Annotated in this window: 21 protein-coding genes; 20 read left to right on the forward strand and 1 reads right to left on the reverse strand. The window is 40.3% G+C overall.

Annotated features, from left to right (window positions below; translation table 11 throughout):
- The first annotated feature begins 1 nt into the window (after window position 1).
- The 7 genes from rlmN to spoVM all read left to right on the forward strand — a co-directional run bounded on the left by rlmN (window position 2) and on the right by spoVM (window position 6,370).
- Window positions 2-1,093 carry a dual-specificity RNA methyltransferase RlmN gene (gene rlmN, locus AC2YJL_RS03360; RefSeq protein WP_013084826.1) on the forward strand — a complete coding sequence of 364 codons (1,092 nt, stop codon included), beginning with the start codon at window positions 2-4 and terminating at the stop codon, window positions 1,091-1,093.
- A 4-nt stretch (window positions 1,094-1,097) separates the two neighbouring features.
- Complete coding sequence (locus AC2YJL_RS03365; RefSeq protein WP_028410788.1) at window positions 1,098-1,841, forward strand: Stp1/IreP family PP2C-type Ser/Thr phosphatase; 744 nt, start codon at window positions 1,098-1,100, stop codon at window positions 1,839-1,841.
- A gap of 5 nt (window positions 1,842-1,846) precedes the next feature.
- Window positions 1,847-3,892, forward strand: a complete 2,046-nt coding sequence (gene pknB / locus AC2YJL_RS03370) for a Stk1 family PASTA domain-containing Ser/Thr kinase (protein ID WP_028410789.1) — start codon at window positions 1,847-1,849, stop codon at window positions 3,890-3,892.
- A gap of 13 nt (window positions 3,893-3,905) precedes the next feature.
- Complete coding sequence (gene rsgA, locus AC2YJL_RS03375) at window positions 3,906-4,787, forward strand: ribosome small subunit-dependent GTPase A (RefSeq protein WP_013084823.1); 882 nt, start codon at window positions 3,906-3,908, stop codon at window positions 4,785-4,787.
- A gap of 2 nt (window positions 4,788-4,789) precedes the next feature.
- Window positions 4,790-5,446, forward strand: a complete 657-nt coding sequence (gene rpe, locus AC2YJL_RS03380) for a ribulose-phosphate 3-epimerase (protein ID WP_013058916.1) — start codon at window positions 4,790-4,792, stop codon at window positions 5,444-5,446.
- Between the two features lie 116 nt (window positions 5,447-5,562).
- Window positions 5,563-6,210 carry a thiamine diphosphokinase gene (locus AC2YJL_RS03385; protein WP_230933509.1) on the forward strand — a complete coding sequence of 216 codons (648 nt, stop codon included), beginning with the start codon at window positions 5,563-5,565 and terminating at the stop codon, window positions 6,208-6,210.
- 79 nt (window positions 6,211-6,289) lie between these two features.
- The gene (gene spoVM, locus AC2YJL_RS03390; protein WP_016765421.1) at window positions 6,290-6,370 is read left to right on the forward strand and encodes a stage V sporulation protein SpoVM; all 81 of its coding nucleotides are present in this window, start codon (window positions 6,290-6,292) and stop codon (window positions 6,368-6,370) included.
- Between the two features lie 57 nt (window positions 6,371-6,427).
- Here the strand turns inward: spoVM and rpmB are convergent, their stop codons facing one another.
- Window positions 6,428-6,616 (reverse strand): 50S ribosomal protein L28, encoded by a 189-nt coding sequence (gene rpmB, locus AC2YJL_RS03395; RefSeq protein ID WP_013058914.1) that lies wholly within the window; start codon window positions 6,614-6,616, stop codon window positions 6,428-6,430.
- Window positions 6,617-6,930: 314 nt separating this feature from the next.
- Between rpmB and AC2YJL_RS03400 the strand changes: the two genes are divergently transcribed.
- The 13 genes from AC2YJL_RS03400 to smc all read left to right on the forward strand — a co-directional run bounded on the left by AC2YJL_RS03400 (window position 6,931) and on the right by smc (window position 22,758).
- Window positions 6,931-7,293 (forward strand): Asp23/Gls24 family envelope stress response protein, encoded by a 363-nt coding sequence (locus tag AC2YJL_RS03400; protein ID WP_013058913.1) that lies wholly within the window; start codon window positions 6,931-6,933, stop codon window positions 7,291-7,293.
- Window positions 7,294-7,309: 16 nt separating this feature from the next.
- Window positions 7,310-8,977, forward strand: coding sequence for a DAK2 domain-containing protein (locus AC2YJL_RS03405; protein ID WP_230933508.1), 1,668 nt, complete (start codon window positions 7,310-7,312; stop codon window positions 8,975-8,977).
- Window positions 8,978-9,174: 197 nt separating this feature from the next.
- Window positions 9,175-10,203, forward strand: coding sequence for a PTS sugar transporter subunit IIC (locus AC2YJL_RS03410; protein WP_028410793.1), 1,029 nt, complete (start codon window positions 9,175-9,177; stop codon window positions 10,201-10,203).
- 212 nt (window positions 10,204-10,415) lie between these two features.
- The gene (gene sdaAB, locus AC2YJL_RS03415; protein ID WP_251568767.1) at window positions 10,416-11,078 is read left to right on the forward strand and encodes an L-serine ammonia-lyase, iron-sulfur-dependent subunit beta; all 663 of its coding nucleotides are present in this window, start codon (window positions 10,416-10,418) and stop codon (window positions 11,076-11,078) included.
- A gap of 98 nt (window positions 11,079-11,176) precedes the next feature.
- A complete protein-coding gene (sdaAA, locus tag AC2YJL_RS03420) occupies window positions 11,177-12,064 on the forward strand; it encodes an L-serine ammonia-lyase, iron-sulfur-dependent, subunit alpha (protein ID WP_013084817.1) in 888 nt (295 codons plus the stop codon).
- Entirely contained in the window at window positions 12,057-14,105 is a 2,049-nt protein-coding gene (gene recG / locus AC2YJL_RS03425; protein WP_251568766.1) for an ATP-dependent DNA helicase RecG, read from the forward strand. Before sdaAA ends, recG begins: the two co-directional genes overlap by 8 nt.
- Window positions 14,106-14,542: 437 nt before the next feature.
- Window positions 14,543-15,106: a transcription factor FapR gene (gene fapR / locus AC2YJL_RS03430; RefSeq protein ID WP_013058909.1), complete on the forward strand. Its 564-nt coding sequence runs from the start codon at window positions 14,543-14,545 to the stop codon at window positions 15,104-15,106.
- A 20-nt stretch (window positions 15,107-15,126) separates the two neighbouring features.
- Window positions 15,127-16,131 (forward strand): phosphate acyltransferase PlsX, encoded by a 1,005-nt coding sequence (gene plsX / locus AC2YJL_RS03435; protein WP_028410795.1) that lies wholly within the window; start codon window positions 15,127-15,129, stop codon window positions 16,129-16,131.
- 3 nt (window positions 16,132-16,134) lie between these two features.
- On the forward strand, window positions 16,135-17,079 hold the full coding sequence (gene fabD, locus AC2YJL_RS03440; RefSeq protein ID WP_050689658.1) for an ACP S-malonyltransferase: 945 nt from the start codon (window positions 16,135-16,137) through the stop codon (window positions 17,077-17,079).
- A gap of 1 nt (window position 17,080) precedes the next feature.
- Entirely contained in the window at window positions 17,081-17,821 is a 741-nt protein-coding gene (fabG, locus tag AC2YJL_RS03445; RefSeq protein ID WP_013058906.1) for a 3-oxoacyl-[acyl-carrier-protein] reductase, read from the forward strand.
- 138 nt (window positions 17,822-17,959) lie between these two features.
- Entirely contained in the window at window positions 17,960-18,193 is a 234-nt protein-coding gene (gene acpP, locus AC2YJL_RS03450; RefSeq protein ID WP_013058905.1) for an acyl carrier protein, read from the forward strand.
- Window positions 18,194-18,373: 180 nt separating this feature from the next.
- On the forward strand, window positions 18,374-19,120 hold the full coding sequence (gene rnc / locus AC2YJL_RS03455) for a ribonuclease III (RefSeq protein WP_028410797.1): 747 nt from the start codon (window positions 18,374-18,376) through the stop codon (window positions 19,118-19,120).
- Window positions 19,121-19,197: 77 nt separating this feature from the next.
- Complete coding sequence (gene smc, locus AC2YJL_RS03460; RefSeq protein WP_028410798.1) at window positions 19,198-22,758, forward strand: chromosome segregation protein SMC; 3,561 nt, start codon at window positions 19,198-19,200, stop codon at window positions 22,756-22,758.
- The last annotated feature ends 15 nt before the right edge of the window (window positions 22,759-22,773 follow it).

Below are 22,773 nucleotides of genomic sequence, written 5' to 3' on the forward strand. Positions count from 1 at the left end.
AATGGAAGAAGTAGCTAAAAGAAAAGCAAAAGCAGAAGAAAAAGCGCAAAAACCATCTATTTATTCATTAGAAATGCACGACCTAGAAAATTGGTTAGTGGAACACGGAGATAAGAAGTTCCGTGCTAAACAAATTTTTGACTGGTTATATGTTAAACGCGTAACGGACTTTGACGATATGTCAAACTTATCTAAAGGATTACGTGAACAGTTAAAAGACAAATTTGCATTAACGACATTAAAAACAGTTGTCCAGCAAACGTCTGGGGACGGCACGATGAAGTTTTTATTCGAACTCCATGACGGTTATACAATTGAAACGGTGCTTATGCGTCATGAATACGGAAATTCTGTCTGTGTAACAACTCAAGTTGGCTGTCGCATCGGCTGTACATTCTGTGCGTCTACTCTTGGAGGTTTAAAGCGTAACTTAGAAGCTGGAGAAATCGTAGCACAAGTAGTAAAAGTACAAAAAGCGCTAGATGAACAAGGAGAACGCGTGAGCTCTGTCGTAATTATGGGTATTGGGGAGCCATTTGATAACTACGATGAAATGATGCGCTTCTTAAAAACAATTAACAGTGATGATGGATTAAATATTGGTGCACGTCATATCACAGTATCGACAAGTGGAATCATTCCGAAAATCTATAAGTTTGCTGATGAAAAAATGCAAATCAATTTTGCGATTTCACTTCACGCTCCAAACAATGACATCCGCTCACGCTTAATGCCGATTAACCGTGCGTACAAACTTCCTGATTTGATGGAAGCCATTAAATACTATACGGATAAAACGGGAAGACGTATTAGCTTTGAGTATGGTCTATTCGGAGGAGTAAACGATCAAGTAGAGCATGCGGAGGAATTAGCGGATTTGATTAAAGACGTTAAATGTCACGTGAACTTGATTCCCGTAAACTATGTGCCTGAGCGTGATTATGTTCGTACACCGCGTGAACAGATTTTTGCATTTGAACGTACGCTTAAAAAGCGTGGCGTTAACGTGACTATTCGACGTGAGCAAGGTCATGACATCGATGCAGCTTGTGGCCAATTACGTGCGAAGGAGCGTAAAGAAGAGACGAGGTGATTGTATGGCAACTGTCTTCATGACAGACCGAGGGAGAGTTAGACAACATAATGAAGATAACGGAGGGGTATTTTTGAACCAATACAATCAGCTGCTTGCAATTGTGGCTGATGGTATGGGAGGTCATCGAGCTGGCGACGTCGCCAGTGAGATGGCGGTTCAAAAATTGCAAATAGCGTGGGAAGAAGCGGACAAAGTAACGTCTCCTGATGAGGCGACGCAGTGGATTCGTACGCATGTTTCGCAAATTAATCAAGATATTTATCAGTATGCTCAGGAGCATGAAGAGTGTAAAGGAATGGGTACAACAGTTGTACTTGCTTTATGCGCCGATACGTTTTGTGCGATTGGTAATATAGGAGACAGCAGATGCTATATTTCAAATGAATATGGATTTCAACAAGTAACAGAAGATCATTCTCTTGTGAATGAACTCGTAAAAAATGGTCAAATTACCAAAGAAGATGCCGAGCATCATCCACGAAAAAATATCTTATTGCGAGCACTAGGTACCGAAGAAAATGTTAGTTTAGATGTAAAAACAATTGAAGTGGAAAAAGAAGATCGATTATTATTATGTTCAGATGGACTGACAAATAAGGTAACGGAACAAAAGCTGAACGAAACGTTATCAACAAGTTCATCACTTCACGAAAAGGGTACGAGCCTGATTCAATTAGCAAATGAGCTTGGTGGAGAAGACAATATTACACTTGCAATTGTGGACTTTACATCTGAAAGTGGGTGAGAGTGTTGCTAATAGGTAGACGGCTAAACGACCGTTATAAGGTATTGCAAGTAATTGGTGGAGGCGGAATGGCAAACGTCTATTTAGGTCGCGACATGATTTTGGATCGTGATGTGGCAATTAAAGTGCTTCGTTTAGACTTTGCAAGTGACGATGCGTTTATAAAGCGTTTCCATCGAGAAGCACAATCTGCTACGAGTATTGCTCATCCTAATATCGTCAGCATTTATGATGTTGGAGAAGAAGAAGATATTTACTATATCATCATGGAATATGTACCGGGTATGACATTAAAGCAATACATTCTGCAAGAATCACCACTATCTCTTGATAAAGCCATACATATTATGACGCAGATTACATCAGCTATTGCCCATGCTCATCAGTACGGAATTATTCACCGGGATATTAAGCCTCAAAATATTTTAATTGATCATGATGATACCATTAAAGTTACTGACTTCGGCATTGCCGTAGCACTAAGTTCTACAACCATTACGCATACTAATTCTGTTTTGGGCTCTGTTCATTATCTATCTCCTGAACAGGCAAGGGGAGGGCTTGCGAATAAGCGTTCTGATATTTATTCGCTTGGCATCGTCCTATTTGAATTGCTAACGGGTCGAGTTCCTTTTTCTGGGGAATCGGCTGTGTCAATTGCCTTAAAACATTTACAGACAGAAACACCTTCTCCTAAAAGATGGAATCCATCTATCCCTCAAAGCGTGGAGAATGTTGTATTAAAAGCAACAACTAAAGATCCATTTTACCGATACAGTTCCGTCGAAGAACTCGAAGCGGATTTACAGTCTGCTGTTCATCCAAATCGTTATAATGAACAAAGGTTTACGGTGCCTGATGATGAAGAAGTGACAAAAGCCATTCCAGTTATTAAGGAGGATTTTGTTGAATCCGAAGAAACGCACGTACCTGTGAGAAAACCGCCTCACTTAGAGCGCGAAGAACAAGAGGAAGAAGAGTTAAAGCCGAAGAAAAAAAAGAAGAAAAAGAAAAAAGGCAAGAGCAAGCTGATTGTAACGCTTGTTTTAATTTTTTTGCTGCTGGCAGCTGCTAGCGTAGCCGCCGTTACATTTATTCCGGCTTTATTACTGCCAAAAGACGTAAAGGTTCCTGATTTACATAATCAAGATTATGAATCAGCAGTAACCGATTTAGTTTCTTTAGGCTTTAAAGTGAAGAATCCTAAAGATATATCTGATAATGAGGTGGAAGAAGGCGACGTGGTTAAAACGATGCCAGAAGCGGGAGACGTTATCAAAGAAGGATCTAATGTCATTATTTATCGAAGTACAGGAAAGAAAAAAGAAGCATTTAATCGGTACATTGGAAGAAGCTTTACGGAAGTAAAAAGTCTGTTAGAAAAGCAGAATTATAAAGATATCCAATCCATCGAAGTTGAAAGCACAGAACCAAAAGGCAATATTACAGATCAGACGCCTAAAGAAACCGAACAAGTCGTGCCCGAAGATACAACGGTTACGCTATGGGTAAGTAAGGGTCCGCCGAAGATTACATTAAAGGATTTCTCGGGCTGGACGGAAAAAAGCGTAAAAGATTATGCGTCAGATGAAGATATTGAAGTGGACGTAAAAACAGCGTATTCCGACACTGTTGAAAAAGGTCTTGTGATGTCTCAAAAGCCTGCAGCGGAGCAGAGTATCGAGCAAGGTGATAAGCTCACCATTACGGTCTCAATGGGCAAGGAGCCAAAAGCTCCTCAAACGGTGTCAGTGGATGTGACTATTCCGTATAAAGAAGAGACTGACACCGAAGCAAGCACGGAACAAGGCGACGCAACGGAAACAGGCGATGCCACCGGAACAGAAGAGGAAAAGCCAAAGCCGCAAAAAGTACAAATTTATATCGAAGATGCAGATAACGATATGTCCGTTCCTGCTAAAGAACTAACGATTACTGAAACAACAAAAGAATCGTTCGATGTTTTAGTTGATGAAAATGAAAAAGCGTCTTATAAAATTGTCCGAGACGGGGAAGTTATTGAAGAAAAAGACGTTGAATATCCAGAGTGATAGGAGTGAGGTTATGCCAGAAGGAAGAATTATTAAATCCCTTAGCGGATTTTATTATGTTCTTCATGACGGACAAGTAACGCAATGTCGAGGACGAGGTGTTTTTCGTAAAAAGAAGGTAACGCCTTTAGTCGGTGACAATGTAGTATTTCAGGCAGAAAATAAGCTTGAAGGATATATACTTGAAATTAAAGAACGTAAAAATGAATTAGTTCGTCCCCCAATTTCAAATGTTGATCAGGCGCTGCTTGTTTTTTCAGCGATTGAACCTGATTTTAGCACGATGCTTCTTGACCGATTTTTAGTGTTAGTGGAGTCTAATCATATTGAACCTATTATTTGTATTTCAAAAGTAGATCTTTTATCACAGCAGCAAAAGCAAGAAATCGAGCAATATGCCGAAGAATATCGTAAAATAGGATATGAGGTCATTTTAACGTCGACAGTCACAGAAAAAGGCATGGAACAAATTCAGCCGTTATTTGAAGATCGCGTAACGGTTATTGCCGGACAGTCAGGTGTAGGTAAATCTTCACTGTTAAATACACTTAAACCAGAGCTTGAGTTAAAGACAAATGATATTTCAATGTCGCTTGGAAGAGGAAAGCATACAACACGTCATGTAGAACTGATTTCGTTTGGTGAAGGTTTAGTAGCCGATACGCCAGGCTTTAGCTCACTGGAATTTTTAACGTTAGAAGTAGAAGAGTTAACCCATTGTTTTCCTGAAATGTCGCGTTTGAGTGAACAGTGTAAATTTCGAGGTTGTTTGCATGTGAAAGAACCAAAATGTGCGGTGAAAGAAGCATACGAACAAAAAGAAATTCCGAGTTATCGCTACGAACATTACTTGCAATTTATTGAGGAAATTAAGCAAAGAAAGCCGAGGTATTAAAAATGACAAAAATCGCACCTTCCATTTTATCTGCCAATTTTTCAAAGCTTGCTGAAGAAATTCGTGAAGTTGAAGCAGGTGGAGCAGACTACATCCATATAGACGTTATGGATGGCCATTTTGTTCCTAATATTACAATTGGACCGCTTATCGTTGAGGCTGTACGCCCTGTCACAACACTGCCATTAGATGTGCATTTAATGATTGAAAACCCAGATCAATACGTTCCAATGTTTGCAAAGGCAGGTGCTGATATTTTAACGGTACATGCTGAAGCGTGTACTCATTTGCACCGCACCATTCAATTAATCAAAGAGCACGGCATGAAAGCAGGCGTTGCTTTAAATCCTGCAACGCCAATTGATGTGGTAAAGCATATCTTAGAAGATATCGATCTTATTTTATTAATGACGGTGAACCCAGGCTTTGGAGGACAAAACTTTATTCCGAGTGTACTGCCGAAAATTGAGCAAATCTCTCAGCTTATTGAAATTCGTCACCTTTCTATTGAAGTAGAGGTTGATGGAGGAATTAATGAAGAAACAGCAAGAAAATGTGTGGAAGCAGGAGCAAATGTCTTAGTGGCTGGCTCAGCTATTTATAACCAAGAAGACCGAGCTGGCGCAATTAGTCAAATTCGCACAACTGTTCAAGCGTAAGTAATAAAAGCTGCTGTGTACAACGAGTAGAACTTGTACACAGCAGCTTTTTCTTTTAGGATAAAGAAAACATAGTTATTTCGTTCATTTTTTAATAGAAAAGGAGCATATACATAATGAAAATTCATATTCTAGCAGGGGGACCGGATGAACATATGCCGCCCTTGCACCAATCAAATGATGTAAAGTGGGTAGGAGTAGACCGCGGCGTATTCCTTCTTCTTCAGCAAGACATTTTGCCCGTAAAAGCATTCGGAGATTTTGATTCCATTACAAATGCGCAGCTTAAGCTAGTGAGAGAAGCATTACAAGATGTTGAACTGTATCCTGCAGAAAAAGATGCAACGGATTTGGAGCTTGCCTTTGAGTGGGCAATAGAGCAAAAACCGGACAGTATTTGTATCTTTGGAGCAACAGGTGGAAGGCTTGACCACATGTTTGGAAGCATTCAGCTCCTGTACAAAGGGTTAAAAAAGAAAGCGAATGTACAAATGATTGACAATCAAAATATCATTCAATTGTTTGAACCAGGCACTTATCATGTAGATCATTTCAAGGAATTTCACTATATTTCATTCGTTCCATTTGCAGGCAGTGTAAAAGAGCTTACGCTAGAAGGTTTCAAATATCCGCTCAATAAGCATGAAGTAGAACTCGGCTCAACTTTATGTATTAGCAATGAACTTATTCAACAAAGAGGTACTTTTTCATTTGCAAAAGGCATATTAATGATGGTAAGAAGCAATGATAAACGTTGCTTGTGATGAAGTATGGAAAATGAGAGCAGGACATAGGGCTTTCTTTAAAAGGAGATAAAGTGTGGAGACGGTTAGGAGGGACAGTATGAAATTCTATACAATCAAACTTCCAAAGTTTTTAGGTGGGATCGTAAAGGTCATGCTTAATTCGTTCAAAAAAGATTAACAACGCCGGAATAATAAAAGAAGCACCATAAAATATGGTGCTTTTTCATTATAAAGATTAAACGCGTTGAACTTTACCAGACTTAAGGGCTCTAGCTGAAACGTACACACGTTTTGGTTTACCGTTCACTAAGATACGTACTTTTTGAACGTTAGCACCCCATTTACGCTTAGTAGCGTTCATTGCGTGAGAACGTGCGTTACCTGAACGAGCTTTTCTACCAGTTACTACACATTTGCGTGCCATGATTTTCCCTCCTAACACCAAAAAAACTACTCAATTCTGTTTTGAGAAATACTATATTAATTTATCATAGCCTTACAGAGAATGCAATAGTTCTGGAGAAAAGCTTTCAAGAAATTTTCCTTGACATATAAAATGAATCTATGTTCAATAATATAGAGAGTAGAAATAGGTATAACTTGGGCTATTACTTATTTTAAGACAAGTTGATACCTAATACTGTCATCTTTAAAAGGGACAAGCTGGACGCCTCTTTTAAAACGAGATTGATTATAGTAGAATATTTATAACCTATGAAAGTAGAAAGGGGAACGAGTATGTCCATCGAAATGAAAACGAAGTATGGTCAAATTGATATCTCTACAGATGTAATTGCAACAATTGCTGGAGGAGCAGCTGTTGATTGTTACGGGATTGTCGGAATGGCTTCAAAAAATCAGCTTAAAGATGGTCTTACAGAAATTCTTCGCAAAGAAAACTTTACACGAGGTATTGTGGTAAGACAAGAAGAGGATGACGTACATATCGACATGTACATTATCGTAAGCTATGGAACAAAAATTTCTGAAATTGCTCATAATGTGCAAACAAAAGTAAAATACACACTGGAACAAACGGTTGGTTTAACGGTTGATTCAGTAAATATTTATGTGCAGGGTGTTCGTGTAACGAACGTTTAATTAAGGAGGAAGATTCGTGTCAATGACAACGTTAGACGGAAAGCGGTTTAGAGAAATGGTGCTTCAAGGAGCCCAGCATCTATCTAACAATGCAGATTATGTAGATGCGCTGAACGTTTTTCCCGTACCAGATGGCGATACTGGAACAAATATGAACTTATCGATTACGTCTGGTGCTAAAGAAGTGAAAAATAAACTATCTGATCACATCGGCCAAGTGAGTCAAGCTTTGTCTAAGGGCTTATTGATGGGCGCGCGCGGTAATTCAGGAGTTATTTTATCTCAATTATTCCGCGGTTTTGCGAAATCGGTTGAGCAAAAGTCAGCGATTACAACAGTAGAGTTTGCTGAAGCCCTTGAGCTTGGTGTAGAAACTGCTTATAAAGCTGTTATGAAACCAATCGAAGGAACCATTTTAACAGTAGCTAAGGATACTGCTAAAAAAGCAGCGGCTGTTGCTAAAAAGCAATCTGATATGATTCTGTTCATGGAAGAAGTACTTAAGGAAGCTAATGCTTCGTTAAATCGCACGCCAGATCTTTTACCCGTGTTAAAAGAAGTAGGCGTAGTGGATAGCGGAGGTCAAGGGCTTGTTTTAATTTATGAAGGCTTTTTAGCTGAATTAAAAGGTGAAAAACTTCCGGGTGTACCCATGTCAGCCCCTTCAATGAATGAACTCGTAAATGCTGAGCATCATAAGCATGCGCAAAGCCATATGAATACAGAAGATATTGAATTTGGCTATTGTACAGAATTTATGGTAAGGCTGGAAGAGGATAAGCCTGCAGCTAAAACATTTTCTGAAGAAACGTTTCGTCAAGACTTAAGTAAATGGGGCGACTCATTGCTTGTAGTATCTGATGATGAAATCGTGAAAGTTCATATTCACGCCGAGCATCCTGGAGAAGTGTTAAACTACGGGCAGCAGTACGGAAGTTTAATTAAAATGAAGATTGAAAACATGAGAGAACAGCATAGCAGCATTGTTTCAGGTGAAGAAAAGCCTGCAGTAAAAAATGCTGAAAAACAGCCCTTTGGCATTGTTACTGTGTCAATGGGAAAAGGAATTGCTGAATTGTTCAAGAGCCTTGGGGCAACGGTTGTCATTGAAGGCGGACAAACAATGAATCCAAGTACGGAGGATATTGTCAAAGCGATTGAAGAAACAAATGCTGAACAGGTACTGATTTTACCTAATAACGGAAATATTGTGATGGCTGCTAACCAAGCGGCTGCTGTTGCCGGCAGTCACGTTTCGGTTGTCCCGTCTAAAACGGTTCCTCAAGGAATGACAGCGCTGCTATCATTTAATCCTCAGCAAAGCTTAAAAGAAAATGAGGAAGTAATGACAGAAGCTCTACAGCACGTGAAAACAGGACAAGTAACGTATGCAGTTCGCGATACAAATATTGATGGCCTTGAATTAGCTAAAGGCGATTTTATGGGTATTGCCGAAAAGAAAATCGTCGTAAAAGATTCAGAGAAATTAGAAGCAGCAAAAAAGCTTTTGACTTATATGATGGATGAGGAAGCGGAAATCCTTACGATTCTTCAAGGCGAGGACGTCTCAGACGATGAAGCTGAAGCGCTAACATCGTTTGTAGAAGAAACGTTTGAAGAAGTTGAAGTAGAGCTTCATAAAGGAGATCAACCTTTATATTCTTACATTTTTGCAATTGAATAACCAAAAAAGAAGCATCCCTCCCGAGGGGCGCTTCTTTTTTGGTGTTTTTTTAAGTTAAATACGAACTATTTTATTTTTAAGTGTTGTAATCGTTCGGCATGTTAGGTATATTAGTTGAAAAGAACCCGTTTATATGGTAGTTTTGAAAACTGATTAAGTCAAATGTGAAAGAAAACAGCATGAGAGGAGAGACAACAGTGGATATTTTAAAAGGAACAGGTTTATTATTATTAGTTTTATTTTTATTTTGGTTGTTTAGCAACAAGGCACCTTACGGCATGAAAGCAATGGGGGCTCTGGCAAGCGGAGCGGTAGCTGCGTTTCTCGTAGAGGCCTTTCAGTCATATGTAGGAGGAGATTTACTAGGTATTTCATTCCTGGGTGAAGTTGGAAAGGCTGCAGGAGGAATGGGAGGAGTTGCAGCGGCAGCACTAGTTGCTTTGGCGTTAGGAGTATCTCCTGTATATGCTCTTATGATGGGAGTGGTGTGTTCAGGGCTAGGCTTGCTCCCTGGATTTTTTGCGGGATACCTCATGGCATTTGTCGTGAAATTTATTGAGAAAAAGGCACCTGCTGGTCTAGACTTATTAGGCAACATCTTAATTGCGGCACCTTTAACAAGATTAATTGGTAATGCATTCTCACCTATTGTAGATGCGACTCTTTTAAATATTGGAGGAATTATCAAAGATACAACAAGTGCTAGCCCTATTTTGATGGGAATTATTTTAGGGGGAGTTATTACAGTAGTAGCAACGGCTCCGCTTAGCTCAATGGCTTTAACGGCTATGCTAGGGTTAACGGGATTGCCTATGGCGATTGGAGCTCTTGCTGTGTTTGGTTCTTCTTTCATGAACTATGTGCTGTTTGATCGATTAAAAATTGGGGATCGTCGTACAACCATTTCAGTTGCAGTTGAACCTTTAACGCAAGCGAATATTATTTCAGCAAATCCAATTCCTATTTACATTACAAACTTTGTTGGAGGTGCAATGGCCGGTGTGGTTGTGGCTCTGTTCGGATTGGTAAATGATGCTGCAGGCACGGCAACGCCCATCGCAGGACTTGCAGTGATGTTTGGGTTTAATGACCCTATGAAGGTCACAATTTGTGCAGTGCTTTGCGCACTAGCGGGAGCATTAGCTGGATTTATAGGTTCAGTTGTTTTTAAAAACTTTAAAATTAAAACAGTAGACGATGTAGCTTCCGAGCAAGAAGCAGCTTAAGTAATTTATCTTTTCCTGCATAATATAGCAAAAAAAGCGGTGTGCTTATCTTATTTTTATGGATAAATACACTGCTTTTTTTGTGCGTGAATCCCTAATAAAAATGAGAATTTTTAAATTTTTTAAGAGCGTGAAACAAAGCTTCCAAAAAGTCAAAAGCTCAAGTAACATATAAGTAATAACAATGTCTAAATAGCAGGGGGAAAATCCTTATGAAATATAAATCTGTCTTTGATATTATTGGTCCGGTAATGATTGGACCATCCAGCTCGCATACAGCTGGTGCAGCGCGTATTGGACGCGTTGCCCGAACGCTTTTTGGCAAGCAGCCCACAAAAGTTGTGGTTTCACTGTACGGTTCTTTTGCTCAAACGTATAAAGGGCACGGAACAGACGTAGCGCTAATTGGCGGTATTTTAGATTTTGATACGTTCGACCAGCGTATTCCGCAATCTTTGGACTTAGCTAAAAAAGAAGGAATGGACGTCACATTTGTTGAGGAAGCGGCAATCACAGATCATCCGAATACTGCTCGCATCAAAATGAGCGACGGATTAAAGGAAATTGAAGTTGTTGGAATTTCAATTGGCGGAGGAAAAATTCAAATTACGGAGCTGAACGGATTTGAATTAAATTTATCAGGCATGAATCCAGCTATTCTCGTTGTGCATAATGATCGATTTGGTGCCATTGCGACCGTTACGAATATTTTGATGAAACATTTAATTAATATCGGACATATGGAAGTATCTCGCAAAGAGCGCGGAGAAGTAGCGCTCATGGCAATTGAAATGGATACGAATATTGAAGATGATGTAATTGAAGAGTTAAAAACATTACCTCACATTATTCAAGTAACAAGAATGGTGGAGTAGGATAGAGCGAATAGGAACGGCTTGAGAGAATAACTGGAGCCGAGTGGTTATAGATGGTTCTGAAGTGAAAATAAGACAGAATAATAGCGGAGGTTACTATGTTTCGAAACGTAGCAGAACTAGTAGAATTAGCAGAAAGTCAAAATGTAAAAATTGCAGAGATTATGATTCAACAGGAAATAGATATCACGGGAGTTACTCGTGAAGAAATTATGGAAAAAATGGACCGGAACTTAACGGTTATGGAAGAAGCGGTTGAACGAGGTTTAAAAGGGGTACAGTCTGTTACAGGTTTAACAGGCGGAGATGCAGTGCTGCTTCAAAACTATATTCAAAGTGGAAAATCTTTATCTGGAAATTTAATTTTAGATGCAGTCAGCAAAGCTGTAGCGACAAACGAAGTAAATGCGGCAATGGGGACAATCTGTGCAACGCCTACTGCTGGATCTGCGGGGGTAGTGCCAGGAACGCTGTTTGCAGTGCAACATAAGCTAAACCCAACTCGTAAAGAAATGATTGAATTTTTATTTACATCAGGTGCTTTTGGGTTTGTTGTAGCCAATAATGCGTCTATTTCAGGAGCAGCAGGCGGATGTCAAGCAGAAGTTGGTTCAGCTTCAGGTATGGCAGCAGCAGCGATTGTTGAAATGGCAGGAGGTACACCTAGTCAGGCAGCTGAAGCAATGGCAATTACTCTCAAAAATATGCTAGGATTAGTATGTGACCCAGTAGCGGGGCTAGTAGAAGTTCCATGTGTGAAACGAAACGCAATGGGAGCGGCGAATGCAATGATTGCAGCAGATATGGCCTTGGCAGGCATTACAAGTCGTATTCCATGTGATGAAGTCATTGATGCTATGTATAAAATTGGTCAAACAATGCCGGTTGCATTACGAGAAACTGCACAAGGAGGCTTAGCGGCAACACCAACAGGTCGCGAGCTTGAAGCGAAGATCTTTGGTATTGCATTAAACAAAAGTGAATGAACTAACAACTATTTCAATTAAAACCATTAAAGGTATTGGAGAGGAAACAGCACAAGCATTAGAGGATATGCATATTCACAGTGTGCATGACTTATTAGAACATTTCCCATACCGCTATGAAGATTATGAGTTAAAAGATTTGGCTGAAGCAAAGCACGACGAAAAGGTCACCGTAGAAGGAAAGGTTCACAGCGTCCCCTCGCTTACGTATTACGGAAAAAAACGTTCGCGCCTGACATTTCGACTGCTAGTAAACCGCTATTTGATTACGGTTACTTGTTTTAATCGCCCTTACTATAAGTCAAAGTTAGAAATCGATCAAACTGTTACGGTTACGGGGAAATGGGATCAGCATCGGCAAACGATTAACTTGCAGGAGCTTCAATTTTCTCCGTTTGTTAAAAATCAAACGATTGAGCCTGTTTACTCGGTTAAAGGCAGCTTAACGGTCAAAGGAATGCGGAAGTTCGTCTCTCTTGCGTTGAAGAATTATGGCAGTAGCATTCAGGATATGCTCCCGACTTCTATTCGTTCTAGATACAAACTAGTAACGCGTGAAGAAGCGGTTAGAAGCATTCACTTGCCTCGTAATCATGAAGATTTAAAACAAGCAAGACGTCGATTTGTCTATGAAGAATTTCTACTTTTTCAATTAAAAATGCAGGCGCTTAGAAAGCGCGAAAGAGAAGAAACGCCTGGAATGAAGCAAGCGTTTGATTCAACTGAGCTGGTAAATTTCACGAACTTGCTGCCGTTTCCGTTAACAAACGCTCAAAAACGTGTAGTAAATGAAATTACGCACGATATGAAATCGCCTTATCGCATGAATCGCTTGCTGCAAGGTGATGTAGGGTCAGGTAAAACAGTCGTAGCAGCGGTTGCTTTATACGCGACTGTTTTAGCAGGGCACCAAGGGGCTTTAATGGTACCGACTGAAATTTTAGCTGAACAGCATGCTGAGTCATTGACTGCGATGCTTGAAAAGGTAGGCATCAGCGTAGGCTTGCTAACAGGGTCTGTTAAAGGAAAAGCAAGAAGAGAGCTGCTTCAGCGAGTGAAAGACGGAGATGTTCATGTATTAGTAGGTACACATGCTTTAATTCAAGACGAAGTTATATATAATAGCTTAGGGCTCGTCATTACGGATGAACAGCACCGCTTTGGAGTCGGGCAGCGCCGGGTTTTACGTGAAAAAGGAGAGAGTCCCGATGTACTGTTTATGACGGCGACTCCTATTCCAAGAACTCTTGCTATTACGGTGTTTGGAGAAATGGATGTGTCCATTATTGATGAAATGCCAGCAGGACGTAAGGCAATTGAAACATACTGGGTAAAACATGATATGCTTGAACGTATTTTACATTTTGTTGAAAAAGAAATACATGACGGCAGACAAGCTTACGTTATTTGTCCGTTGATTGAAGAATCGGACAAGCTGGATGTTCAAAATGCAATTGATGTACATGCAACACTCACTCACTATTTTAATGGAAAAGCAAGCGTTGGTCTCATGCACGGAAGGTTGTCACCTGATGAAAAAGAAGAAGTGATGAAACAGTTTAGCGTAAATGACGTGCAGATTTTAGTATCAACAACGGTTGTAGAAGTAGGAGTGAACGTTCCGAATGCAACCGTTATGGTCATTTATGATGCAGAGCGCTTTGGGTTATCTCAGCTTCATCAGCTAAGAGGACGCGTAGGACGAGGAGATGCACAGTCGTATTGTATTCTGCTCGCGGATCCGAAATCAGAAGTTGGAAAAGAACGAATGACCATTATGACGGAAACAAACGATGGATTTGTATTATCAGAAAGAGACTTAGAGCTTCGTGGACCTGGTGATTTCTTTGGTAGAAAACAAAGCGGTATGCCTGAGTTTAAAGTAGCCGATATGGTGCACGATTACCGTGCGCTTGAAGTAGCTCGAGAAGATGCTGCTAAGCTTGTAAATTCCGACAGCTTTTGGACAGAAGATCAGTTTGCACTGCTGAGAATACAACTAGAAGCAACGGGCGTATTGACTGGAGAAAAATTTGATTAGTAAAAGAGACTGAAACAAAGTAGTTTAGTTGAAGGAAAATCCGAACGATCAATCGTTCGGATTTTTTTCATTGTGATGATGAACGTAGATTTCATGTAGGTGATGGGTATGTAGGTGCTTCTAACTGTTAAGTAAAGGGCATGGCACTCCTGCGGGGAAAGCGAAGTCTTGCACGGAAATCAGCAGCGGTGTAACAAGCAATCTATACGAGCTCCTTTACCCCATTTGTTCATCTTTAGATTGGAGTGATGTAGTTATGTCTCAATCTCTTTTCGTCTATAAAGATAAAAAGCGGCTTAGAGTGAAAGAGTTAGCCGCTGGTGGCCATTATTACGACGTCAATGCACAGAATACAGCATGTGAAAAATGTTGCAATTAGAAGGCAATGATTATATACTGCTATTAGTACCTAGTATTAAAAGTTCGGATGGTGGACAATGAAGCGCAGTAAAAAAGAAAGACAGCAGCTATTAAAAACGACAATTGAAGAAAACCCATTTATTACGGATGAAGAACTAGCAGACCGTTTTTCAGTGAGCGTTCAAACAATTCGATTAGACCGCCTAGAGTTGTCGATTCCTGAACTGCGAGAACGTATTAAGCATGTAGCTTCAAAACAACTAGACGAGGAAGTGCGTTCGCTTCCGATTGAAGAAGTAATTGGAGAAGTTATCGACATTGAACTAGATCAATCAGCGATATCTATTTTTGATGTGAAAACAGAGCATGTGTTTCAGCGTAATCAAATTGCTCGTGGTCACCACCTTTTTGCGCAAGCTAATTCGTTAGCTGTCGCTGTTATTAACAACGAACTAGCGCTCACAGCAGATGCGTCGATCCGTTATCATCGCCCTGTTAAGCTTCATGAACGAGTGATAGCAAAAGCGAAAGTTCTGTCAACTAGTGAAGTGCGAACCACCGTTGAGGTAAACAGCTATGTAGGGCAAGAGCAAGTGTTCTCTGGCACTTTTAAAATGTATCGTTCTACAAAGGATAAATAATAAAAAGGATGAGACGCAACATGAAACTAGCTATTGATGCAATGGGCGGAGATCATGCACCGAAAGCCATTATTGAAGGTGTAGAAAAAGCTACTGCTCAATTTAAAGAATTACATATTACGTTAATTGGAAACGAATCAGAAATAAAAAAGTATTTAACAAATTCAGATCGTATTTCGATTATTCATACAGAAGAAACCATTGATGCAACTGATGAGCCAGTGCGAGCTGTGCGCCGTAAAAAACAAGCATCTATGGTATTAATGGCAAATGAAGTAGCCGAAGGTCGTGCGGATGCTTGTATTTCAGCAGGAAACACAGGTGCGCTAATGACAGCGGGACTTTTTATTGTAGGTCGTATCAAAGGCATTGAACGTCCAGCACTTGCTCCGACGCTTCCGACACTAGATGGAAAAGGCTTTTTGATGCTAGACGTTGGTGCAAACGTTGATGCCAAGCCTGAACATTTGCTCCAGTACGCTGTGATGGGGTCTGTGTATGCCGAAAAAGTACGCGGCATTCAAGCTCCTAGAGTGGGGCTGCTGAACATTGGAACTGAGGATAAAAAAGGAAATGATTTAACAAAGCAAGCCTTTCAGCTGCTAAAAAATGCTGATCTTAATTTTGTAGGCAACGTGGAATCCCGTGATTTGCTAAACGGCGTAGCGGATGTGGTTGTAACAGATGGTTTTACAGGGAATATGACTCTTAAGAGCATTGAAGGAACGGCGCTTTCCTTGTTTTCTATGATTAAACAAGAATTAATGAGCACGTTAAAAAGCAAGTTAGCCGCAGCGGTGCTAAAACCTCAGCTGCAGGGGTTGAAAGCGAAAATGGATTACAGTGAATATGGAGGCGCAGGGCTGTTTGGATTGCATGCGCCTGTTATCAAAGCGCACGGTTCGTCGGATGCGAATGCAGTGTTTAGCGCGATTAAGCAAGCTGTGAATATGGTGGAAAACAATGTGTCTTCCACTATTCAAAAAGCAATCGAACAAACTGCTAATGAAGAAAAGGAGAGATAAGAAATGGGGAAAATTGCATTTATCTTTCCAGGCCAAGGGTCACAAACTGTTGGTATGGGAAAAGATTTATATGATGGAACAGAGGAAGCGAAAAAGCTGATTCATACGGCTGACGAAGCTTTAGGATTCAGTCTTTCAAACATTATTTTTGAAGGGCCTCAAGAAGAATTGACGTTAACTTATCATGCTCAACCTGCTCTTTTAGCAACGAGTACAATGCTGCTTGAAGCATTTAAAACGAGCGGAATTACACCCGATTTTGTTGCGGGTCACAGTCTAGGAGAATACAGTGCGCTTGTGGCTGCTGAGGTTTTATCGTTTGAAGATGCCGTTGTTGCTGTTCACAAAAGAGGTCGCTATATGGACGAAGCTGTACCAGCAGGTCAAGGTACAATGTCAGCAGTGCTTGGCATGTCAGCAGAAGATCTAGAAGCTGTTACCGCTCAAATTACAAGCGAAGGCGACGCTGTCCAGCTTGCAAATATTAACTGTCCGGGTCAAATTGTTATTTCAGGTACGGTAAATGGCGTAGAAAAAGCTGGAGCTCTTGCCAAAGAAAAAGGTGCAAAACGCGTGATTCCTCTAGTGGTAAGCGGTCCGTTCCACTCTAGTTTAATGAAGCCAGCCGCTGAAAAACTACGTGATACGCTAGAAACAGTGGGCTTTAGCGATGCGAAAGTTCCAGTCATAGCAAACGTAACAGCAAAGCCGGTTACTGACAGTCAAGATATTCAAAACAAGCTAGTGGAACAGCTGTATTCTCCGGTGAGATGGGAAGAAACAGTTGAGACACTTCTTGCAGAAGGTGTAGATACATTTGTTGAAATTGGACCAGGAAAAGTATTATCAGGTCTTGTGAAAAAAGTAAATCGCCGTGCGGCTGTTTATGCTGTTAATGATCTTACATCATTAAAATCAACGATTGACGCACTAAAAGGGGGAGAATAACATGTTACAAGGGAAAGTTGCGGTTGTAACAGGCGCTTCTCGCGGAATTGGTCGTGCCGTTGCAATTGAGCTCGGAAAGCTTGGTGCTAAAGTAGTTGTAAACTATTCTGGCAGTGAAGCGAAAGCTCTTGAAGTAGTGGATGAAATTAAAGGATTAGGAACGGATGCAATTGCTGTACAAGCAAATGTGGCGGAAAGTGATTCTGTACAAGCAATGATAAAAGAAGCGATTTCTACATTTGGTTCAGTAGATATTTTAGTGAACAATGCGGGCATCACACGTGATAATCTTCTTATGCGTATGAAAGAAGACGAATGGGATGATGTTATTAATACAAACTTAAAAGGCGTATTTTTGTGTACAAAAGCGGTTACTCGTCAAATGATGAAGCAGCGCGCAGGACGTATCATTAATATTTCATCAATTGTCGGCGTCAGCGGTAATGCTGGACAAGCAAATTATGTAGCAGCAAAATCAGGCGTGATTGGTTTAACAAAAACAACTGCTAAAGAATTAGCAAGCCGCAATATTACAGTGAATGCAGTTGCTCCTGGTTTCATTGCAACAGACATGACGGATAAATTGAATGAAGAAGTGCAGGCGGAAATGTTAAAGCAAATTCCTCTTGCAAGCTTCGGCCAGCCTGAGGATGTTGCGAACGCAGTTGCGTTTTTAGCATCAGATGCAAGCCGCTATATTACGGGTCAAACGATTCACGTTGACGGCGGAATGGTGATGTAAAAAAGGCACTTTACGAAAAGTGTAATTTGGTGATAAAGTACAAAGGGACGTTTACTAGGCGACCGATAAACTTTATTATTCAACCATAGTATTTTAGATGGAAATCATCTATAATGACTTGAGGGGAGGTGAAGAACAATGGCAGAGGTACTAGAACGCGTAACAACAATCATTGTTGATCGTCTTGGTGTAGACAAAAGTGAAGTGAAACTAGAATCTAGTTTCAAAGAAGACTTAGGTGCTGACTCTCTAGACGTAGTTGAATTTGTAATGGAGCTTGAAGAGGAATTCGATATCGAAATTTCTGACGAAGAAGCTGAAAAAATTTCAACTGTAGGAGATGCAGTTAATTACATACAGAGCCAAATTTAATCTGTAGTATATGTATGAAAAGCCCCGTTAAACAGCGGGGCTTTCTCTTCTTTTTAAGAATTTCAAAAAAAGACCTCTTTTTTTGAAAAGGTAGTGTATCTTTTAGGATACCTCGTTTTATAATGAGAGATGTTAGGAAAAAACTACGAAACAATTGAAGCAGGTAAGCGGAGGTATTTTATGCCTAAACAATATTCAAATCGAGATCGAAAGATAAACGTGAAATTCAAGCAAAATTTTGCAGAGTTTCAAAAGGAAATTGGTATTCAGTTTACAAATGAAGCGCTTCTTTTTCAAGCATTTACACATTCATCCTATGTGAATGAGCATCGCAGAAGACCGTATGAAGACAACGAGCGTCTTGAGTTTTTAGGAGATGCTGTATTAGAACTAACCGTATCACAATTTTTATTTAAAAAATATCCAACGATGAGTGAAGGTGAGTTAACGAAGCTTCGTGCAGCAGTTGTGTGCGAACCGTCGCTTGTTACTTTTGCAAATGAAATGGATTTTGGTAAACTAGTGTTACTTGGAAAAGGTGAAGAGATGACAGGCGGCCGATCTAGACCGGCTTTACTGGCCGATGTGTTTGAAGCATTTATCGGAGCTCTTTATTTAGACCAAGGGCTTGATACGGTAGTAACGATTCTAAAAAAAGTTGTCTTTCCAAAAATTAATGAAGGTGCTTTTTCTCATGTGATGGATTTCAAAAGCCAGCTTCAAGAAGTGATTCAACGTGATGGAGTTGGACACTTAGAATACAAAGTTTTGCAAGAAAAAGGTCCAGCGCATAATCGCGAATTCTTATCTCGCGTATCGTTAAATGGTGAAGAGCTCGGCGTTGGTGTAGGGCGTTCGAAAAAAGAAGCAGAGCAAAAAGCAGCTCAAGTAGCTATTACGAAAATTAGAGCAAGTCAAACGAAATAAAATGATCCCCCTCTTAACGTATTCGTTATAAAGGGGGATTTGCTATGAAAAAATTACATGTGTGAGGGGGGATTTCTATGTTCCTCAAACGATTAGATATTGCAGGGTTCAAATCGTTTGCAGAAAAAGTATCGATAGATTTTGTGCCAGGTGTAACGGCGGTAGTAGGACCGAATGGAAGCGGAAAAAGCAACATTACAGATGCCATACGCTGGGTGCTTGGAGAACAGTCAGCCAAATCGCTTCGTGGAGGGAAAATGGAGGACATTATTTTTGCAGGAAGCGAATCGCGCCGTGCAGTAAATGTTGCTGACGTAACGCTTACGTTAGAAAATGATGACCAGTTTCTCCCGCTTGACTACCATGAAGTTAGTATTACAAGGCGCGTGTACCGCTCAGGAGACAGTGAATTTTTTATTAACAACCAGCCGTGCCGCTTGAAAGATATTGTCGATTTATTTATGGATTCAGGACTTGGAAGAGAAGCTTTTTCGATTATTAGTCAAGGAAAAGTAGAAGAAGTACTAAGCAGTAAATCTGACGAGCGCCGTAAAATTTTTGAAGAAGCAGCAGGTGTATTAAAATACAAAACGCGTAAACGAAAAGCGGAGCTTCGACTTCTCGAAACGCAAGAAAATTTAAATCGAGTGGTAGATATTCTTCATGAAATTGAAGGTCAGTTAGAGCCTTTACAGATTCAATCGTCTATTGCAAAAGATTATTTGCAGAAAAAAGAAGAATTAGAGCACATTGATGTGGCTGTTACGGTATTTGAAGTTGAAGATCTTCATCAGAAATGGGAAAAATTAAAGGCTGAAATGGCTCAGCACGAGCAGCTCGAAGAATCTCTCGCGACGAATATTCGCACGCGTGAAGGAGAAATCCAGACCCTTCGTTTGCACATTCAGCAAATAGATGAACAACTAGACTCTTTACATAAAAAACTACTATATGTAAGTGAAGAAGTAGAAAAGCTAGAAGGCAAAAAAGAAGTATTAAAAGAGCGTAAGAAAAACGCCTTTCAAAATAAAGAGCAGCTGGAACGTTTAGTAAAAGAGTATACTCATAAGCATCAAGAGCTAAGTAAAGCAAAAGACAGCGAAGGAAAAGATCTTGAGCAATCTCAAAAAGAAGTACAAGAGATACGTCTAAAGCTTACTGAGCAGGAACAGCTGTTCAGGCAGTACAGCGAGAATCTAGAAGAAAAACTTGAACAGATGAAAAGCGAGTATTTTGAATTAGCGAACGCTCAAACATCCGCTCGAAATGAAATTTCATTTTTAGAGCAGCAAAAAATGCAAACGTTTGAAAAAGAGCAGCGTTTAACAAAATCCAACGAGCAATACGTAGAACAGCGCCGTGAATTAACGCAGCGAAAAGAAGCGGCGATCAAAAGGCTTGCTCAGTTTCGTCAAGAGCTTCAGCAGGCTGTACACGTGTATAAGCAACAAGGAGAGAAGCTTGAGTCATTAAGGCAAGCCTATCGTAAACAAGAGTCTACGCTTTATCAAGCTTATCAGTACGTGCAGCAGACAAAATCACGAAAAGAAATGCTTGAAGAGATGCAAGAAGACTATGAAGGTTATTTTCACGGTGTAAAAGAAGTGTTAAAAGCGCGTGATGAGAAGCTTGCAGGTATCAAAGGCGCCATTGCTGAGTTAATCAATGTTCCAAAAGAGTATGAAACAGCGCTTGAAATTGCGCTTGGAGGAGCAGCTCAGCATATTGTCGTTCAAGACGAACAAAGTGCACGTCAGGCAATTGGCTTTTTGAAACAAAATGGTTACGGGAGAGCTACATTTTTACCACTGACGTCTGTAAAAGACCGTTATGTTCCGGCTCAAACTATTTCTATGCTAGAGAGTCACGAAGCGTATGTAGGGATCGCTTCATCTCTTGTTAAATACGAAGCTACCTACGACCGAGTTATTAAAAATTTGCTTGGAACCGTTATTGTTGTCAATGATTTAAAAGGTGCAAATGAACTTGCCCGTCTTGTGCAGCATCGCTATCGTTTTGTGACCGTTAAAGGAGATGTCGTCAACCCCGGTGGTTCGATGACAGGGGGTTCCATGAAGCAAAAGTCCAACTCTTTATTAGGCCGTCAGCGTGAAGTGGAAGCCATTACGGCAAAAATAGAAGAGATGGAACAAAAGACGCTTGTGCTCGAGCAAGATGTAAAAGATAAAAAGTCACAGATTGAAGAGCTTCAACAGGAAATTAATAAACAGCAGGCATTTGTGGAACGCTTGAAAGACAAAGAGCAGGAATCTGACCGAGAAGTAAAGCAAATTGACATCGAAGAAAAAGCAGTGAATGACCGTTTAACCATGTACGATCATGATATTGCTAGCTTTAGACAAGATCAAACAAGCTTGTCCGCTCGAATTGATGAGCTGCATACGAGTTTGCAAGGAAATCAGCAGCAGGCAAATGTATTAGAGAAAAACATTGAAGAGTTAGCTGCACGCAAGCATACACAGCAAACGTCTAAAGAAACGGTTCAACATGAGCTTACAGAAGTAAAAGTGCTTCTTGCGAAAAAAGAACAGTTCCTCACAAATCAGCAAGAAAAATATGAAAGAGTGTGCTTTGAGCTTGATCAAACCATTCAGCGTTTGTCTGAAGCTACAGATGATCTTTCTCTTTTAACGAGTGAAATCACGAGCAATGACTCGGGTGAACTTAAGCTCGAAGAAGCGGCGCATGAGCGAATAAAAGAAAAGACAGAAACGTTACAATTGATGGATGACTGCAGATCAGAGCGGTTGAAAGCCCAGAATAAACTTGAAGACGAAGAGAGGGTTGTAAAAGAGCTGCAGCGTCAGTACAAACAAATTACGGATGCTTTAAAAGATGAAGAAGTCAAAATCAATCGAATTGACGTAGAGCTAGACAGCCGTCTGCAGCAGCTGACAGAAGAGTACGAAATTAGCTTTGAAGCAGCAAAAGAAAAATATCCTTTAACATTAGATATTCAAGAAGCGAGGAAAAAAATCAAGCTCATTAAGCTGGCAATTGATGAATTAGGAACCGTAAACTTAGGTTCTATTGAACAATACGAACGCGTTTCAGAGCGCTATGAATTTTTAAATACGCAGCGAGCGGACCTTGACGAAGCGAAAAATACGCTGTATCAAGTGATTGAAGAAATGGACGAGGAAATGAAGAAACGTTTTTCTGATACGTTCACTCGTATCCGCAATGAATTTGGTACAGTGTTCTCTTCCCTATTCGGAGGAGGAAAGGCGGATTTGAAATTAACAGATCCGAAAGATTTATTAAATACAGGTGTAGAAATTGTTGCCCAGCCTCCTGGGAAAAAACTGCAGAATCTAGGGTTGCTGTCAGGCGGCGAGCGTTCGTTAACAGCCATTGCCCTCCTGTTTTCTATTTTGAAAGTACGTCCGGTGCCGTTTTGTGTGCTAGATGAGGTGGAAGCGGCGCTTGATGAAGCAAACGTTCATCGCTTCGCTACGTATTTACGCAAATTTAGTAATCAAACACAGTTCATTGTTATTACTCACCGAAAAGGTACAATGGAAGAAGCTGATGTACTGTACGGTGTGACAATGCAAGAATCTGGCGTATCGAAATTAGTCTCTGTTCGTTTAGAAGAATCAAAGCAATATGTTTAACTCATAGAATGAAAG

This window comes from Priestia sp. SRI_019, from assembly GCF_057586255.1.

What these genes read in the sequence shown, in the direction of transcription:
- fapR (WP_013058909.1), top strand. Translation starts at nt 14,543, where the DNA reads ATGAAGCGCAGTAAAAAAGAAAGACAGCAGCTATTAAAAACGACAATT.
- rlmN (WP_013084826.1), top strand. Translation starts at nt 2, where the DNA reads ATGGAAGAAGTAGCTAAAAGAAAAGCAAAAGCAGAAGAAAAAGCGCAA.
- smc (WP_028410798.1), top strand. Translation starts at nt 19,198, where the DNA reads ATGTTCCTCAAACGATTAGATATTGCAGGGTTCAAATCGTTTGCAGAA.
- acpP (WP_013058905.1), top strand. Translation starts at nt 17,960, where the DNA reads ATGGCAGAGGTACTAGAACGCGTAACAACAATCATTGTTGATCGTCTT.
- sdaAB (WP_251568767.1), top strand. Translation starts at nt 10,416, where the DNA reads ATGAAATATAAATCTGTCTTTGATATTATTGGTCCGGTAATGATTGGA.
- rsgA (WP_013084823.1), top strand. Translation starts at nt 3,906, where the DNA reads ATGCCAGAAGGAAGAATTATTAAATCCCTTAGCGGATTTTATTATGTT.
- fabG (WP_013058906.1), top strand. Translation starts at nt 17,081, where the DNA reads ATGTTACAAGGGAAAGTTGCGGTTGTAACAGGCGCTTCTCGCGGAATT.
- AC2YJL_RS03385 (WP_230933509.1), top strand. Translation starts at nt 5,563, where the DNA reads ATGAAAATTCATATTCTAGCAGGGGGACCGGATGAACATATGCCGCCC.
- spoVM (WP_016765421.1), top strand. Translation starts at nt 6,290, where the DNA reads ATGAAATTCTATACAATCAAACTTCCAAAGTTTTTAGGTGGGATCGTA.
- AC2YJL_RS03365 (WP_028410788.1), top strand. Translation starts at nt 1,098, where the DNA reads ATGGCAACTGTCTTCATGACAGACCGAGGGAGAGTTAGACAACATAAT.
- fabD (WP_050689658.1), top strand. Translation starts at nt 16,135, where the DNA reads ATGGGGAAAATTGCATTTATCTTTCCAGGCCAAGGGTCACAAACTGTT.
- rnc (WP_028410797.1), top strand. Translation starts at nt 18,374, where the DNA reads ATGCCTAAACAATATTCAAATCGAGATCGAAAGATAAACGTGAAATTC.
- plsX (WP_028410795.1), top strand. Translation starts at nt 15,127, where the DNA reads ATGAAACTAGCTATTGATGCAATGGGCGGAGATCATGCACCGAAAGCC.
- AC2YJL_RS03400 (WP_013058913.1), top strand. Translation starts at nt 6,931, where the DNA reads ATGTCCATCGAAATGAAAACGAAGTATGGTCAAATTGATATCTCTACA.
- rpmB (WP_013058914.1), bottom strand. Translation starts at nt 6,616, where the DNA reads ATGGCACGCAAATGTGTAGTAACTGGTAGAAAAGCTCGTTCAGGTAAC.
- sdaAA (WP_013084817.1), top strand. Translation starts at nt 11,177, where the DNA reads ATGTTTCGAAACGTAGCAGAACTAGTAGAATTAGCAGAAAGTCAAAAT.
- rpe (WP_013058916.1), top strand. Translation starts at nt 4,790, where the DNA reads ATGACAAAAATCGCACCTTCCATTTTATCTGCCAATTTTTCAAAGCTT.